This is a genomic window from Pseudomonas sp. H3_D04 (genome assembly GCF_054669175.1).
Genome location: NZ_CP162801.1, coordinates 2538494 through 2553259, shown reverse-complemented (window position 1 = coordinate 2553259; position 14766 = coordinate 2538494). Strand labels below are relative to the sequence as shown.

Genomic DNA, 14766 nt, shown 5'->3' with positions numbered 1-14766 from the left:
AAACGTTAACTGTCGCGCCTGAGTGTAGCCGTTGTGCTTAATCGCCTCCCGGTGCGAGCAGAAGATTCGGTGCCGGGCGCACGTAACCCTCCTGTTCCAGACGCATGTCCAGCATCAGGCTGGTCAGGTCGGTCGAGAGCGCTTCGGCCTCGGCGTCGTTTTCCAGGTACAGCAGTTTCAGGTAGCTGTGGCAGCCGGGGCAGGTTTCGGCGCGCAACGGCGCCTGATTGGCGGCATGGCGGTCGTCATCGAGGCTGACGTATTCCAGGCCTTTGCTTTGTTCGCAGTACACGCATTTGACCCGCACCACGTGCCATTCGCAGGCACACAACGAGCACACCAGATAACGCAAACCGTTGTGTTTGCCGCGATGGCGAATGACCCCGGCCATGGCCGGCGAACCACAGGCCGGGCATTGGTTGAGGCTGTCGCCGGGTTTGAGCGCAAGCTTCGGCGTGTGCAGCAGCCAATGACTGAACGCGGCCTGCAACGCTGCGCCAAGAAAGGGCACCAGCGCCGCCGGCAGCAGCGAATACTGGCCGCTGACCAGTGCGATCGCCCAGGCTTTGCGTTGCCCGCTGTTGGCATTGCGCAAGGACGCGATGGCTTTCTCGACGGCTGAGTCTGGTGGTGGCGAGTACCGCTGCAACAAGGCGTCGAGATACGTCAGCCAGGTGTCTTCGCGCACCAGGCTGTCGGCGGCGAACGGTGGCAGACCGTGTTGCTGGCACATTCGCAGGCGCTCGGGATCGAGTGGCGCCGAGTCAGGTGGATTGTCCAACAGGTCCTGCTGAACGCGGCACAGGTCCGCCACCAGCCGCAAGTAATCGGCCAGTGGGTGCCCGTCTGCCAGTTTTTCCAGGCGCAGCGCCCGCAACGCGAACAGGTTGTTCGGTGGCAGGTGCAGGAACGGCGGAGAACCCGCCGCCGCTTCGATCTCTCCAGGCTCAAGAATGGTTGCCAAAGGGCTTATCCTTTTTTGCTGATCGGCCGCTCAGGGTGCTCGTCCCGGGTCACTTCCCGATACCAGAGCTCATGGTGCTTCTTCGCCCAGGCGCGGCTGACCCCGCCATGCACCATGGCGCTGACCGAGCCTTTGATCCAGATCCCTGCGTAAATGTGGATGATGATGCTCAACACCAGCACAAAACCCGCCAACGCGTGAAGCAGCATCGCCCAGCGAATCGAGGTGATGCCGAAGTATTCGCTGAAATATGCACGCCAGATCACCAACCCGCTGAACAGCAACACCAGCATGCACAGCAACAAGATCCAGAACAGCAGCTTCTGCCCCGGGTTGTACTTGCCGATCGGCGGCAGACCCTCCTCTTCATTGCGGATCACCCGCCCGACGCGCCGGAGCCACAACCGGTCATTGCTGATAAAGAAATTCGCCCGAAAGAACTGGATCACCAGACCAAGGAACAGCACAAACATCGCCACCCCCAGGAACGGGTGCAGGATGCGTGTCCACGGCCCGCCGCCGAACAGGTGGCTGAGCCAGAACAACGCCGGGTGAAAGAGCGCCAGGCCTGACAGCGCGGCCGTGAAAAACAGGATCGCCACCAGCCAGTGATTGGTTCGCTGGTTTGGGGTGTAGCGCAGGATCTGTCTGCGGATCATGGTCTGTCCTCCCCACGCGGATCAAAGGTATGCACCGACGGATCGACTTCATGCACGGCCGGGTCGTTGAGCGGCGGCAATTCATCTTCTTCAACCACTTGCGGCCCGACGCGCACGTAATGGAAGAACCCGGCCAGCACCGCCAGGCCCATGGCCAGCACGCCCAAGGGTTTGCTCACGCCCTTCCACAATTCCACCAGCGGGCTGATCGTCGGGCTGCCCGGCAAACCGGCGTACAACGTCGGCGTGTCGGCGTGATGCAGCACGTACATGACGTGCGTACCACCCACGCCTTCGGGGTCGTACAGGCCGGCGTGATCGAAGCCGCGGCTTTTCAGGTCGACGATGCGTTCGGCGGCGTGTTCTTTCATGTCTTCCTTGCTGCCGAACACGATGGCGCCGGTCGGGCAGGTTTTCACGCAGGCCGGTTCCAGCCCCACTTCCCACCCGGTCTGAACACAAGGTGCATTTATAGGCCTTGTGATCCTTTTGCGAGATCCGCGGAATGTTGAACGGGCAGCCGGTGATGCAATAGCCGCAACCGATGCAATGGTCCTGATCGAAATCGACGATGCCGTTGGCGTGCTTGATGATCGCCCCCGGGCTCGGGCACGCCGCCAGGCAACCCGGCTCGGCGCAGTGCATGCAGCCGTCCTTGCGAATCAGCCATTCCAGGTTGCCGGCATCGGTTTCATGCTCGGTGAAGCGCATCAGGGTCCAGGTTTCTGCGCTGAGGTCTTGCGGGTTGTCGTAGGTGCCGAGGTTGTGGCCGACCTCGTCGCGCAACTCGTTCCATTCCGAGCAGGCGACCTGGCAGGCCTTGCAACCGATGCACTTGGTGGTGTCGATCAGCTTGGCCACTTCCTCCTGGTTGCGCACCGAGGACGGCACGGTGGTGGTGGCCGAACGGGCGATGATGTCTTGGCTGGCCATTTAGACTTTCTCCACGTTGACCAGGAATGACTTGGATTCCGGGGTCTGTGTGTTGCCATCGCCGAGGAACGGCACCAGGGTGTTGGTCAGGTAACCGTGGCGCGTAAGGCCGGTAAAGCCCCAGTGCAGCGGGATGCCGATCTGGTGCACCACCTGATTGTTGACCTGCAGCGGACGAATCCGCTTGGTCACCACCGCCACCGCTTCGATGTGCCCGCGCTTGGAACTGACCCGGACCCGGTCGCCGGCGACAATGCCTTTCTCCTTGGCCAGCACTTCACCAATCTCGACGAATTGCTCGGGTTGGGAAATCGCGTTGAGCTTGCAATGCTTGCTCCAGAAGTGGAAATGCTCGGTCAGCCGGTAGCTGGTCGCCGCATACGGATAGTCTTTGGCCACGCCGAGGGAATCCCACACCGAATCGAAGATCCGCGCCGCCGGGTTGCTGGTGGCTTTCTTGTTTTGCGGGTGCAGCGGGTTGATGCCGATCGGCGTCTCGAACGGCTCGTAGTGCTCGGGAAATGGGCCTTCGTTCATCTTGTCGACGGCGAAGAACCGCGCGATGCCTTCGGGGTTCATGATGAACGGATTCATCCCGGCTTCCGGCGGCGAGTCGGCCTTGAAGTCCGGCACATCGGTGCCGCCCCAGGCTTTACCGTTCCACCACACCAGGCGCTTTTTCTCGTCCCATGGCTTGCCTTGCGGGTCGGCGGAAGCGCGGTTGTAGAGAATCCGTCGGTTGGCCGGCCAGGACCAGGCCCAGCCCTGATGTTGGTGCATGCCGTAGGGGTCGCTGTTGTCGCGCCGGGCCATCTGATTGCCCGCCTCGGTCCAGCTGCCGCAGAAAATCCAGCAGCCGCACGCCGTGCTGCCGTCGTCCTTGAGCTGGCCAAACCCGGCCAGTTGCGCATTCGCCTTGATCGTCGCGCCCGTGGCGTCGGTGTAGTCGGTGATGGCCGTGCCGTTGATTTCGCGCGCCAGTTCTTCCGGCGAGGGTTCATCGGCGATCTTGTACGGCCACGACAGTTTGAGGATCGGGTCGGGATAAGCCCCGCCCTTGGCTTGATAGCGCTGGCGCAGCCGCAGGAACAGTTCGCTCATGATCTGCACGTCGGTGCGCGCCTCGCCCGGGCCATCGGCGCCTTTCCAGTGCCATTGCAGCCAGCGGCTGCTGTTGACCAGCGAGCCGTCCTCCTCGGCGAAACAGGTGGTGGGCAGGCGAATCACTTCGGTCTGGATACCGGCGGTTTCCACATCGTTGTACGGCCCGACATTGCGCCAGAACTCCGAGGTTTCAGTGGACAGCGGGTCCATCACCACCAGCCATTTGAGCTTGGCCAGTGCCGCCATGACGCGATTCTTGTCAGGCAGCGCCGCGATGGGGTTGAACCCCTGGCACATATAGCCGTTGACCTTGCCCTGGCCCATCAGGTCGAACACTTTGAGGATGTCGTAGTTGGGAATGTCCAGTTTCGGCAAATAGTCGTAAGCCCAGTTGTTCTCCAGCGTGGCGTTGTCGCGGTACCAGGCCTTCATCAGGCTGACGTGGAATTTGCTGTAGTTCTGCCAGTAGGACAGCTGCCCCGGACGCAACGGCATTTGCGTGCGCTTGGTGATGTAGGCGGTGTAATCCTGCTCGGCGTCGTTCGGCAGGGTCAGGTAGCCCGGCAGTGCGTTGGACAGTAAGCCGAGGTCGGTCAAGCCCTGGATGTTGGAGTGCCCGCGCAAGGCATTGACGCCCCCGCCCGGCATGCCGACGTTGCCTAACAGCAGTTGCACCATCGCCGCGCTGCGGATGATTTGCGAACCGATCGAGTGCTGGGTCCAGCCCAGCGCGTAGAGAATCGTCATGGTCTTGCCCGGTTGCGAGCAGGTGGCGATTTCTTCCCAGATCTTCTGCATGGCATCAACCGGCATACCGCAAATCTGGCTCGCCAGTTCGATGTTGTAGCGGCTGTAATGCTGCTTCATCAGCTGATACACGCAGTGCGGGTCTTGCAGGCTCGGGTCGGTTTTGACGAAACCGTCCTGGCCCAATTCGTACCCCCAGCCGGATTTGTCGGTATACACACGTTTGGCCGCGTCGTAACCGCTGAAGATGCCGTCCTCGAAGCCGTACCCCGCTTTGACGATAAACGACACGTCGGTGTAGTTGCGCACGTATTCGTGCTGGATTTTGTCCTCGTTCAGCAGGTAATTGATCAACCCGCCCATGAAGGCGATGTCGGTGCCGGTGCGAATGGGCGCGTAATAGTCGGCCACCGAGGCGGTCCGGGTAAAACGCGGATCGACCACGATCAAGCGCGCCTTGTTGTGCGCCTTGGCTTCGGTCACCCATTTGAAACCGCACGGGTGCGCTTCTGCTGCGTTGCCGCCCATCACCAGGATCAGATTCGCGTTGGCGATATCGGTCCAGTGATTGGTCATGGCACCACGGCCGTACGTCGGGGCAAGACTTGCCACCGTCGGGCCGTGTCAGACACGCGCCTGGTTATCAAACCCCAGCATGCCGAGACTGCGAATGACCTTGTGGGTGATATAACCCGCTTCGTTGGACGCCGCCGAGGCTGCGAGAAAACCGGTAGTCAGCCAGCGGTTCACCGTTTGGCCTTTGTCGTTCTTCTCGATGAAGTTGGCGTCGCGGTCGGCCTTCATCAGGTCGGCAACGCGATCCAGTGCCTCATCCCAGGAGATGCGCGCCCACTCAGTGCTGCCGGGTTTGCGCACCTGCGGATATTGCAGGCGCCCGGGGCTGTGAATGAAGTCCAGCAGGCCGGCGCCTTTGGGGCACAGGGTGCCGCGGTTGACCGGGTGGTCTGCGTCGCCTTCAATGTGGATGATGCTTTGCGCGACGTTTTTGGCGTTATCGCCCTGGCTGTACATGATCAACCCGCAGCCGACCGAGCAATACGGGCAGGTGTTGCGGGTTTCATGGGTGTGGGCGAGTTTGAAATGGCGTACCTGCTCGGCGAAGGCAGGCGTGGGCAGCATGCCCAGCGCGCCGAGGCTCGAGCCCGCAAGGCCGATACCGGCGACCTTGAAGAACTGACGACGGTTGAGGTCCATCGTGCACTCCTGATCAGGTGGAGACCCGGTACTTTTGCCGGGTTTTTCTGGACGATCACGGTGCCGGCAGCGTGGCTACCGACACTTTGAACTCTAGACAATGGGAGAACTGACTGCCTGAAAACCGACCATCGGACAGTGCCCAAATGCCAGCCATCACGCATAACCCTGTGGGAGCGAGCCTATTCGCGATAGCGGTGGGTCAGTTTGCATAGATGTTGAATGAGCTGACGCCATCGTGAGCTGGCTCGCTCCCACAGGGGTTTGTGTTGTTTGGGCGATTACCGTCTCGCTCCCACAGGGGCTTGGCGTTTATCATGGCGCCACGTTCAACCCCGCTTTTTATGAGACTGAGCATGACCTTCGATTTTGATCAGGTGTTCGACCGCCACAACACCGGCAGTACCAAGTGGAGCCGCTACCCGGCCGACGTGTTGCCGATGTGGGTCGCCGACATGGACTTCGCCGCGCCGCCGGTCATCCTTGAAGCCCTGCGTAAACGCCTCGAACACCCGATGGTCGGCTACAGCGTGCCTCAGGACGATTTGCGCGCCGCCATCGTCGCCGATCTCTGGAACAAATACGCCTGGCGCGTCTTGCCGGAGGAACTGATTTTCCTGCCGGGTGTGGAGTCGGGTTTCAACATGGCCCTGAAGGCGCTGATCGAGCCGCAACAAAACGTCGTGGTCCAGGTGCCGAACTACCCGCCGCTGCGTCATGCGCCAGGTCATTGGGGCTTGAACAAGGTTGAACTGGAATTCGACGCGCTGGCCGATGGCACGTACAACACGCCGCTTGCGGCCTTGAGCCAGGCACTGACCGGCGGCGGCGCGCTGCTGCTGAGCAACCCGCACAATCCGCTGGGCAAGGTTTTCCCGCGGGAAGAACTGCAAGCGCTGGCGGACATTTGCCTGGAACACAACGCGTGGATCATCTCCGACGAAATCCACGCCGAGTTGTGCTTCGACGGGCGCGTGCACATTCCCACGGCATCGCTCAGCCCGCAGATCGCCCAGCGCACCATCACCCTGATGTCGGCGAGCAAGGCTTACAACATTGCCGGTCTTAAAACCTCCTTCATGATCATCCAGGATTCGGCGGTGCGTGCGCGGGTCAATCATGCCCGTTGTGGCATGGTCGACAGCGTCAACCCGCTGGGAATGGAAGCCACTCGCGTTGCCTACAGCGAAGGCGGCCCGTGGCTGGCCGGGTTGACGGCGTACCTGCAAGGCAATCGGGACTACCTGGTGGAAGCGGTTCGCACGCGCTTGCCGGGCGTGACGATGAACATCCCGCAGGGGACGTATCTGGCATGGCTCGATTGCTCCGCCCTGGGGCTGGACAATCCGCAGCAGTTCTTCCTCGACCAGGCCAAGGTCGGCCTCAGCCCCGGCCTGGATTTCGGTGACAACAACCGCCAGTTCGTGCGCCTGAACTTCGGCTGCCCACGGGCATTGCTCGAAGAAGGCTTGGCACGCATGGCGCGTAGTTTGCTCAACCTCAAGGCCTGACAACACGACAAATCCCCCTGTAGGAGCGAAGCTTGCTCGCGAAGGCGGTGTGCCAGTTGACACATGTATGACTGACACACCGCCTTCGCGAGCAAGCTTCGCTCCTACAAGGGATTTGCCAGGATTCGGGGTTTTGTGCACCCACCTGAATCCAACCGAACTCAAGGCAAAACATCAGGGTCAACCCTTTGAATCCTGTGCCCCGAGATCGGAGATTTGCCATGACTGACTACCCAAGACCACCCTTCCCCAAACAAGGCCAACCTGTCCCAGGCTCCCAAAAGAAAATGGACCCGTATCCAGACTGCGGCGAAAAAAGCTACAAAGGCTCGGGCCGGCTGGATGGCAAGATCGCCCTGATCACCGGGGCCGACAGCGGCATCGGCCGTGCGGTCGCCATCGCCTTCGCCCGTGAAGGCGCCGATGTCGCGATTGCCTACCTCAATGAACATGAAGACGCGCAGGAAACCGCACGTTGGGTCGAACAGGCCGGACGTCAATGCGTGCTGCTGCCCGGCGACATCGCGCAGAAAGCGCAATGCCAGGCCCTGGTGGACAAGACAGTCGAACGCTTCGGGCGGATCGACATTCTGGTCAACAACGCGGCCTTCCAGATGACGCACGAACACTTCGAAGACATCCCGGACGAAGAATGGGTGATGACCTTCGACGTCAACATCACCGCCATGTTCAGGATCTGCCAGGCCGCGCTCAAGCACATGAAGGCCGGCAGTTCGATCATCAACACCAGTTCGGTCAACTCGGACATGCCCAAGCCCACCCTCCTGGCCTACGCCACGACCAAGGGTGCCATCGCCAACTTCACCGGTGGCCTGGCGCAGATGCTCGGGCCGAAAAACATTCGGGTGAACAGCGTGGCGCCGGGGCCGATCTGGACACCGCTGATCGTCTCGACCATGCCCGATGAAGAGGTGCAGAACTTCGGCGCGCACACCCCGCTGGGCCGGCCGGGCCAACCGGTGGAAGTGGCGCCGATTTACGTGCTGCTGGCGTCGGACGAGGCCAGCTACATCACCGGCCAGCGCTACGGCGTGACCGGCGGTAAACCGATGTTGTGACCGCCCGCTGTAATAGTAGCTGCCTTGTGGCGAGGGGCTTGCCCCCCTCGCCACAAGCTGCGCCAACGGCTACACGTCATTCGAAGTCGCGAAAAAATGAACCCCTGACAAATCTCTCCCCTCAATACGTTTAGGCCCCCATCACGGGCCGTTCGAGGAGGTCGTCATGTCCGCACCTATCGTCAAACTGTTCACCCAGCCCAATTTCGCCTGGACGGATATTCGCCGGGAGGAGGAAGCACATCCGCGCCATTACCTCGCGCATTTGCTGCTGCTCGCCTTGATCCCCGCCGTCTGCCTGTTCATCGGCACCACCTATGTCGGCTGGAGCCTGGCCGAGAACGAAACCGTCAAACTCAGTACTCAAAGTGCGTTGCAACTTTGCGTGCTGCTGTACGTCACCATCATCGCCGGCGTGGCGTTGATGGGGGGATTCATCCGCTGGATGTCGCGCACCTTCGACGCGCGTCCGACCATCAATCAATGCATCGGTTTTGCGGCGTATACCGCGACGCCGTTTTTCCTGGCAGGGATTGCCGGGCTGTACCCGAGTCGCTGGCTGGCAATCATTGTGTTGATGGCTGCTTCGGCTTATTCGACGTTTTTGCTGTTCGTCGGCTTGCCGACGTTCATGCACGAGCGCAAGGAACAAGGCCTGCTGAATGCGGCGTGCGTCTGGGGCGTCGGGCTCCTGGTATTGGTGACTATTCTGGTAGAGATGATTCTGCTGTGGTTCAACGTGCTGACGCCTGAATACCTGCGCGCCACGGTCGGTTGATCCGCAGAGACCAACAAACGCGGTCCACCCCCAGCGAGAACCGAGTATGAGTTTCATTTTATGGGTGGCCGTGTTGGGTGCTGTACTCCTGACGCTGGCGCTGACCTCGTCCTACCTGCGATGGATGCCAGTGACCACGTCGGCGGTGTGCCTGGTGCTGGGCGCCGCCATCGGCCCGGCCGGGTTCGGGCTGTTGAAACTGGACACCGCTGACGCTTCGATCTGGATGGAGCACCTGACGGAAGTCGCGGTGCTCTTTTCGCTGTTTGTCTGCGGCCTGAAATTGCGCTCGCCGCTCAAGCATAAAAACTGGCGGATTGCGGTCGGCCTGGCCGGCCCGGTGATGCTGCTGACCATTGTCGGCGTCTGCTTGTTGCTGCATTACGCATTGCAATTGTCATGGGGCGCGTCAGTGCTGATCGGCTCGATCCTGGCCCCCACCGATCCGGTGCTCGCCGCGCTGGTCCAGGTCAACGACGCGCGGGATGACGACAGCGTGCGCTTCGGCCTCTCCGGTGAGGCCGGGCTCAATGACGGGATCGCGTTTCCGTTCGTGATCCTTGGCCTGCTCCTGCTGCAACACGAGGGTAACCCCGGCTGGTTGGGCGACTGGGTGCTGCGCAGTCTGATCTGGGCGGTTCCGGCCGGTTTTCTGACGGGGTACTGGATGGGACGCGGCATCGGGCGCCTGACCTTGGCGCTGCGGATCAAGAACGATGACAGCACGCTGTCTCCGAACGATTACCTGGCCCTTGCTTTGATTGCCCTGGCGTATGTCGGGGCCGAGTCTATCCACGCCTATGGGTTTCTGTCGGTGTTCGCCGCCGGCCTCGGATTGCGCCAGGAAGAAGTCAGCTCCACGGGCAACGACGAAACCCCTGCCGAGCATCTGGTCCAGCCGGTGGTCGGTCACCAGAACGTCGAACCACAACACGCGGTGCATGGCGATACCGACAACCTTGAAGACACCCAGGTCGCCGCGGGCATCATGATGGGTGACATGCTCGCTTTTGGCAGTCTCGTGGAGCGGGCCATGGAAGTGTTTCTGGTGACACTGCTCGGCGTCGTGCTGATCGCTCACTGGGACTGGCGCGCCCTGCTGGTCGGCGGGGTGTTGTTTTTTCTGGTTCGCCCTTTGAGTGTCGCCGTGATGCCGTGGGGCCGATTGCTCGATTGGCGCCAGCGAATGTTGATCGGCTGGTTTGGCATCCGTGGCATCGGCAGCCTGTATTACTTGTTCTACGCCTTGAATCACGGGCTGGGTCAGTCGGTGTCGACGCTGTGCATGGACCTGACGTTGTCCGTGGTCGCGTTGAGCATTTTGATCCACGGCATCAGCACGCAACCCACCCTCGCCCGCTATGAACGGCGCAAGAAACAAATTATTTGATTTTTACCTGCGTGTTTACAGGTTGAATCAAACGAATTTTCGCCTCAAAGAATTTGAAATCCCTGTGCAACTCGACAGTCACAACCTTAATTCCGCCTGTTTTCTTTTATACGGCGGAACCCGACAGGTTCGGTTCCACTGTGGCAACGATGCCTATTAAAAGGGACCTCGAAAAAAGTAAGGTGCCGGTCATGGTTCACTATTCAACTCCCGATCAAATCAAAGCCTGCCGGGCGTTTGCCCTGGAATGCAATCGCCAGATGTTCGAAGACGCCCAGGCGTTGAGCCGAAGCGCTTTCGAGATGCTTGAGGACGGCGACATGGACCTGGAACGGTTCGAGCATTACAGGGCGATGCGCAGGAAGGCTGATTTGAAGTTTCAGGAAGCGATTGAGCACCTGCGTTTGCTCAACGCGGACTTCCCACCGATCCCGATGTCCGTGAATAACGCCCACCGGTTGCGCCAGCAGCTTGAAGACCGGGTTTGATCCTGAAAACCCCCGGGGCATCAGCCCTGACGCACTCCATATAGCCGCTGGCGAATTCGCCTTCGGCTATCGCATCAGTTTCCACGCTCCGTCAGCGGAACATCCCTTGAACCCGGTGTCAGGATGCGGCGAATCTGATCGACGGTAACACCGACAATTCACATTTCTCGACGGAAAACTTCGCGCCGCGAACTGCATGAGTCAATTTCCAGACTCATGCAGCCTGCACGACCTCAATTCGCCATCAGATCTTTTAACCAATTGTTTTATATAGCTTTACTCATGGCGGTGAAATCGGCACGACAAATGCTCCCAGTGTAAAAGCGACCTACGGCCATGAGACCGTTTGCGCCTATTCCGTGACTAATTGAGAGATTCGACCATGAACGCCATCGACCTGTTGAAAGCCGACCATGAACGCGTAAAAGGCATCCTGACTCAGTTAAGCGAGTCCACCGAACGGGGTGTCAAAAAACGCACCGAGTTGCTGGCCAAGCTCGAAATGGAGATCACCATCCATACCCGGCTCGAAGAAGAAGTCTTGTACCCGGCGTACAAAAAAGCCGGTGGCAAGGAACAGGACGTTATGTACTACGAAGCCAAGGAAGAACACCGCACCGTGGATTCCCTGGTGTTGCCGGACCTGAAAGTCACCGACCCTTCCACCCCAGAATTCGCGGGTCGGGTGAAAGTGGTCAAGGAGCTGCTGGAACACCACATCGAAGAAGAGGAAACCGAAATGTTCCCTCAGGCGAAAAAACTGCTGGGCAAGGCCACCCTGGAAGAATTGGGCGCGCAAATGGAAACGCTCAAGGCTCAGTACAAGAAAGAAATGAGCGCGTCCAATCTGGCGGCTTGATTTGGTAGTCGATGTCAGAGAGCCCGGCAAATGCCGGGCTTTTTAGTCTGCGATTCAGCCACCGGGATTGGTGACCTGGATGTAAACCGCATAAGTGCCCAGCAACACCCAGAACGTCGCGAAAATCCACGGCGTCCGCACGGAAAACAGCAGCGATTTGCGGTAGCCCTTGTGGGACGATTCCATCTCACTGAACAGCGGGGATTCATCGTACGCCAGCCCCATCAATGGCTCGCTGCGCAACAGCTCACTTTGCTTGAAGTGCCAGTGGTCGATGATGTCGTAGGCCGCACGAATGCCCGGCCAGGCGTTCAGCGAGCTCAGTAAACCCAGCAGCGCGAGGAACGGCGGCACCACCAGGGTGAAGAGTTTTCCCCATTCGGGATTGAGGTTGGCCATGCAGGAAGCAAAGGCAATCACCAGGAACGACTGCGCGGCCAGGTAAGCGTCGGTTCGATTGGCGAGGATGCTGGTTTCGTACTGGATTTCCCGACGGTAGAAATCCAGACGCTCCTTGGGCGAGCCGAACATTTTGGCGTTGTGTTCGGACAAGGCTTCTTCGGCGGTAGGTTCGGTCAGTATTCTGGGCACGGAAATTACACAAGGACTGGGAAAGCGTTATGACGAAAACTGTCCCGGCAAAGTTCAGCCGAATTTAATGCGCCTCGCTCGAACGCTATTTCGCTGCCGTGGTCCTTCAAGTACACAGGCTGACTTCAAGGATTGCGGATGGACACTCTCGATTGGGTGCAATGGCCAGCGATGCTGGTCACGGTACTGGCGGCGTGGTTGATCGGCTCGCAATCACCCTCGCGCAGGGTGTGGGGCTTCAGCTGCTTTATCGTCAGCAACCTCTTGTGGGTGATCTGGGGTTACCACACCCACGCCTACGCATTGATCGTGTTGCAGTTTTGCCTGTGTGCCATGAACTTGCGCGGTTTCAAGAAGAACGTGAAAGGCTGAGCACGACGCCCGTTACTTCATGGCCAGCGCAATCACCTCGACCAGATTGAGTTGGGTATACGGTTTGGACAAGCGAGGGAGTGTGGTCGCGAAGCCTTCAAGGCGTTCGGCATAACCCGTGGCAAGAATGATCGGTACGTCCGGCTTCAACGCCCGGATGGCATTGGCCAACTGCTCACCGTTCATTTGTGGCATGGCCATGTCGGTAATGACCAGGTCAACATGCTGCTCGCGTTCGAACAGCTCAAGCGCTTGGGCACCGGACACCGCACTGATCACCCGATGGCCGAGATCCTCAAGCAACAGGCCGGTGCTGGTCAGCACCAGGCTGTCATCGTCCACGACCATGACGCACAACTGAGCCACTGGCGGAGCGGCCACTTCCGATACGGCGGGATGATTGAGCGCAGCTGTGGTCGCGGCGGGTATCCACAGTTCGGCGACAGTGCCGATGTCCTTCTGACTCTTGAGAATGAATCGTCCGCCCAGTTGTTCTATGAAGCCATGGATCATCGACAACCCCAGCCCCGTGCCTTTGCCCACCCCTTTGGTGGTGAAAAACGGGTCCATGGCCGACGCCAGGGTGACCTCATCCATGCCCTCCCCGTTATCGGCAACACTCAGGCAAACATAGCGTCCGGGCTCCGGCAATAGTGTCGATTGGTCGCAGACGTCTTCCGTCCGGGTACTGATGACGATTTTTCCGCCGTTGGGCATCGCGTCCCGGGCATTGGTGGCGAGGTTCAGCACGGCCAGTTCGAGCTGATTGACATCGGCCATGACCGGAACGAGGTCGGGGGAAAAACGGGTTTCGAGCTGTACGGATGGCCCGAGGGAGCTGCGCAACAATCCGCTGATTCCTTCCACCAGCGCGGGTATTTCGACGGATTCGGACTTGAGTTCCTGACGTCTGGCGAACGCCAGCATGCGTTGAGTCAGGGACACCCCACGCAGGGCACCTTGGGTGGCGTTGTCGACCAATCGAGTGACTTTCGGATTGTCTCCCACGCGTTTACGGACGATTTCCAGGTTGCCAAGGATAACGGTCAGCAGATTATTGAAATCGTGGGCGATCCCGCCACTGAGTTGGCCGATGGCCTGCATCTTCTGCGCCTGGAACAGCGCTTCACGGGTTTGTTCCAGAACCTTCTGTGCTTGTGTGGCCTCGGTGATGTCCCGGGTAATTTTGGCAAAGCCCAGCAACGTGCCCGTATCGCCCCAGATCGGATCGACCACCACATGGGCAAAGAACCGCGTGCCGTCCTTGCGCACGCGCCAGGCCCTGTTTTCAAAGCGCCCTTCCCGCATAGCCGTCTCCAACGCACGTTGGGGTTCCCCGGCTTCACGGTCTTCGGGCGTATAGAAGAGTGAAAAATGCTGACCGATGACTTCTTCGGGTCGGTAGCCCTTGATGCGCTGGGCCCCTTGATTCCAGTTGGTCAATCGTCCATCCGGGGCGAGCATATAGATGGCGTAGTCAGTCACGCTTTGAACCAGCAAACGAAACTGCTGCTCGCTTTGCTTGAGCGTCTCTTCGGCCATTTTGCGGTCGGTGAGGTCCCGGGTGATCTTGGCAAACCCCAATAGATTGCCTGCCGGGTCGCGAATCGGATCGATCACCACATGGCACCAGAAGTGTGTTCCGTCCTTGCGAACCCGCCAGCCTTCACCCTCGAACCGCCCTTCGCGGATCGCCGTATCCAGCGCGCGCTGGGGTAGACCGGCACTGCGGTCTTCTTCGGTATAAAAGCGCGAAAAATGCTGTCCGAGGATCTCCTTCTCCTCATACCCCTTGAAACGTTTGGCGCCAGCGTTCCAGCTGGTGATGATGCCATCGGGGTCAATCATGTAGATCGCATAGTCCACCACGGCATCAATCAACAGGCGAAAGCGCATTTCCTCGATGGCGTTGGTTTTGGACTGGTTATCACTCATCGATCACACCCGTGACTGTTGTTTTGCGAAGTATGCGTCAAACCGTGGGTTTGGTAAGCCAGAAAACGGTTGTGCACTGGAGCATAGCGTTCACTCCGCCTATTCTCGATGCCAAACGCCATTCCTGGCGGTTCCAAGGCG

General features: G+C 59.7%; 12 protein-coding genes and 1 pseudogene. 7 read left to right on the top strand and 6 right to left on the bottom strand.

All coding sequences use genetic code 11. The features are described from left to right. Positions 1–37: 37 nt before the first annotated feature. From fdhE to fdnG, 4 genes and pseudogenes are all read right to left on the bottom strand, one after another. Positions 38–964, bottom strand: coding sequence for a formate dehydrogenase accessory protein FdhE (fdhE, locus tag AB4N91_RS11860; protein ID WP_460112480.1), 927 nt, complete (start codon positions 962–964; stop codon positions 38–40). Positions 965–969: 5 nt separating this feature from the next. Next, positions 970–1623 (bottom strand): formate dehydrogenase subunit gamma, encoded by a 654-nt coding sequence (locus tag AB4N91_RS11855; RefSeq protein ID WP_102593669.1) that lies wholly within the window; start codon positions 1621–1623, stop codon positions 970–972. After that, positions 1620–2556 (bottom strand): annotated as a pseudogene (fdxH, locus tag AB4N91_RS11850) (formate dehydrogenase subunit beta). The gene AB4N91_RS11855 and the pseudogene fdxH overlap by 4 nt, the downstream one beginning before the upstream one ends. Continuing rightward, on the bottom strand, positions 2557–5622 hold the full coding sequence (gene fdnG / locus AB4N91_RS11845; protein WP_169857741.1) for a formate dehydrogenase-N subunit alpha: 3066 nt from the start codon (positions 5620–5622) through the stop codon (positions 2557–2559). A gap of 356 nt (positions 5623–5978) precedes the next feature. On the opposite strand from fdnG, the gene AB4N91_RS11840 reads away from it, so the two are divergent. From AB4N91_RS11840 to AB4N91_RS11815, 6 genes are all read left to right on the top strand, one after another. Further along, positions 5979–7133 (top strand): MalY/PatB family protein, encoded by a 1155-nt coding sequence (locus AB4N91_RS11840; protein ID WP_083376736.1) that lies wholly within the window; start codon positions 5979–5981, stop codon positions 7131–7133. A 221-nt stretch (positions 7134–7354) separates the two neighbouring features. After that, entirely contained in the window at positions 7355–8212 is an 858-nt protein-coding gene (locus tag AB4N91_RS11835) for an SDR family oxidoreductase (protein WP_010460357.1), read from the top strand. A 166-nt stretch (positions 8213–8378) separates the two neighbouring features. Continuing rightward, positions 8379–8990, top strand: coding sequence for a Yip1 family protein (locus AB4N91_RS11830; protein ID WP_010460359.1), 612 nt, complete (start codon positions 8379–8381; stop codon positions 8988–8990). A gap of 46 nt (positions 8991–9036) precedes the next feature. Further along, the gene (locus AB4N91_RS11825) at positions 9037–10380 is read left to right on the top strand and encodes a cation:proton antiporter (protein WP_010460361.1); all 1344 of its coding nucleotides are present in this window, start codon (positions 9037–9039) and stop codon (positions 10378–10380) included. Between the two features lie 191 nt (positions 10381–10571). Then, positions 10572–10868 (top strand): hypothetical protein, encoded by a 297-nt coding sequence (locus tag AB4N91_RS11820; protein WP_010460363.1) that lies wholly within the window; start codon positions 10572–10574, stop codon positions 10866–10868. 382 nt (positions 10869–11250) lie between these two features. Beyond that, positions 11251–11727, top strand: coding sequence for a hemerythrin domain-containing protein (locus AB4N91_RS11815; protein WP_010460365.1), 477 nt, complete (start codon positions 11251–11253; stop codon positions 11725–11727). Positions 11728–11781: 54 nt separating this feature from the next. Here the strand turns inward: AB4N91_RS11815 and AB4N91_RS11810 are convergent, their stop codons facing one another. Next, positions 11782–12318 (bottom strand): hypothetical protein, encoded by a 537-nt coding sequence (locus AB4N91_RS11810; RefSeq protein ID WP_010460367.1) that lies wholly within the window; start codon positions 12316–12318, stop codon positions 11782–11784. Positions 12319–12456: 138 nt separating this feature from the next. Between AB4N91_RS11810 and AB4N91_RS11805 the strand changes: the two genes are divergently transcribed. Further along, the gene (locus AB4N91_RS11805) at positions 12457–12690 is read left to right on the top strand and encodes a hypothetical protein (RefSeq protein WP_010460369.1); all 234 of its coding nucleotides are present in this window, start codon (positions 12457–12459) and stop codon (positions 12688–12690) included. Between the two features lie 12 nt (positions 12691–12702). Here the strand turns inward: AB4N91_RS11805 and AB4N91_RS11800 are convergent, their stop codons facing one another. After that, positions 12703–14625, bottom strand: coding sequence for a hybrid sensor histidine kinase/response regulator (locus AB4N91_RS11800; RefSeq protein ID WP_010460371.1), 1923 nt, complete (start codon positions 14623–14625; stop codon positions 12703–12705). Between the last annotated feature and the right edge of the window lie 141 nt (positions 14626–14766).

Bases quoted from the DNA above. Each gene is read 5' to 3' on its own strand.
- AB4N91_RS11855 (WP_102593669.1), bottom strand. From the start codon at position 1,623: ATGATCCGCAGACAGATCCTGCGCTACACCCCAAACCAGCGAACCAAT.
- AB4N91_RS11840 (WP_083376736.1), top strand. From the start codon at position 5,979: ATGACCTTCGATTTTGATCAGGTGTTCGACCGCCACAACACCGGCAGT.
- AB4N91_RS11835 (WP_010460357.1), top strand. From the start codon at position 7,355: ATGACTGACTACCCAAGACCACCCTTCCCCAAACAAGGCCAACCTGTC.
- AB4N91_RS11830 (WP_010460359.1), top strand. From the start codon at position 8,379: ATGTCCGCACCTATCGTCAAACTGTTCACCCAGCCCAATTTCGCCTGG.
- AB4N91_RS11825 (WP_010460361.1), top strand. From the start codon at position 9,037: ATGAGTTTCATTTTATGGGTGGCCGTGTTGGGTGCTGTACTCCTGACG.
- AB4N91_RS11820 (WP_010460363.1), top strand. From the start codon at position 10,572: ATGGTTCACTATTCAACTCCCGATCAAATCAAAGCCTGCCGGGCGTTT.
- AB4N91_RS11815 (WP_010460365.1), top strand. From the start codon at position 11,251: ATGAACGCCATCGACCTGTTGAAAGCCGACCATGAACGCGTAAAAGGC.
- AB4N91_RS11805 (WP_010460369.1), top strand. From the start codon at position 12,457: ATGGACACTCTCGATTGGGTGCAATGGCCAGCGATGCTGGTCACGGTA.
- AB4N91_RS11800 (WP_010460371.1), bottom strand. From the start codon at position 14,625: ATGAGTGATAACCAGTCCAAAACCAACGCCATCGAGGAAATGCGCTTT.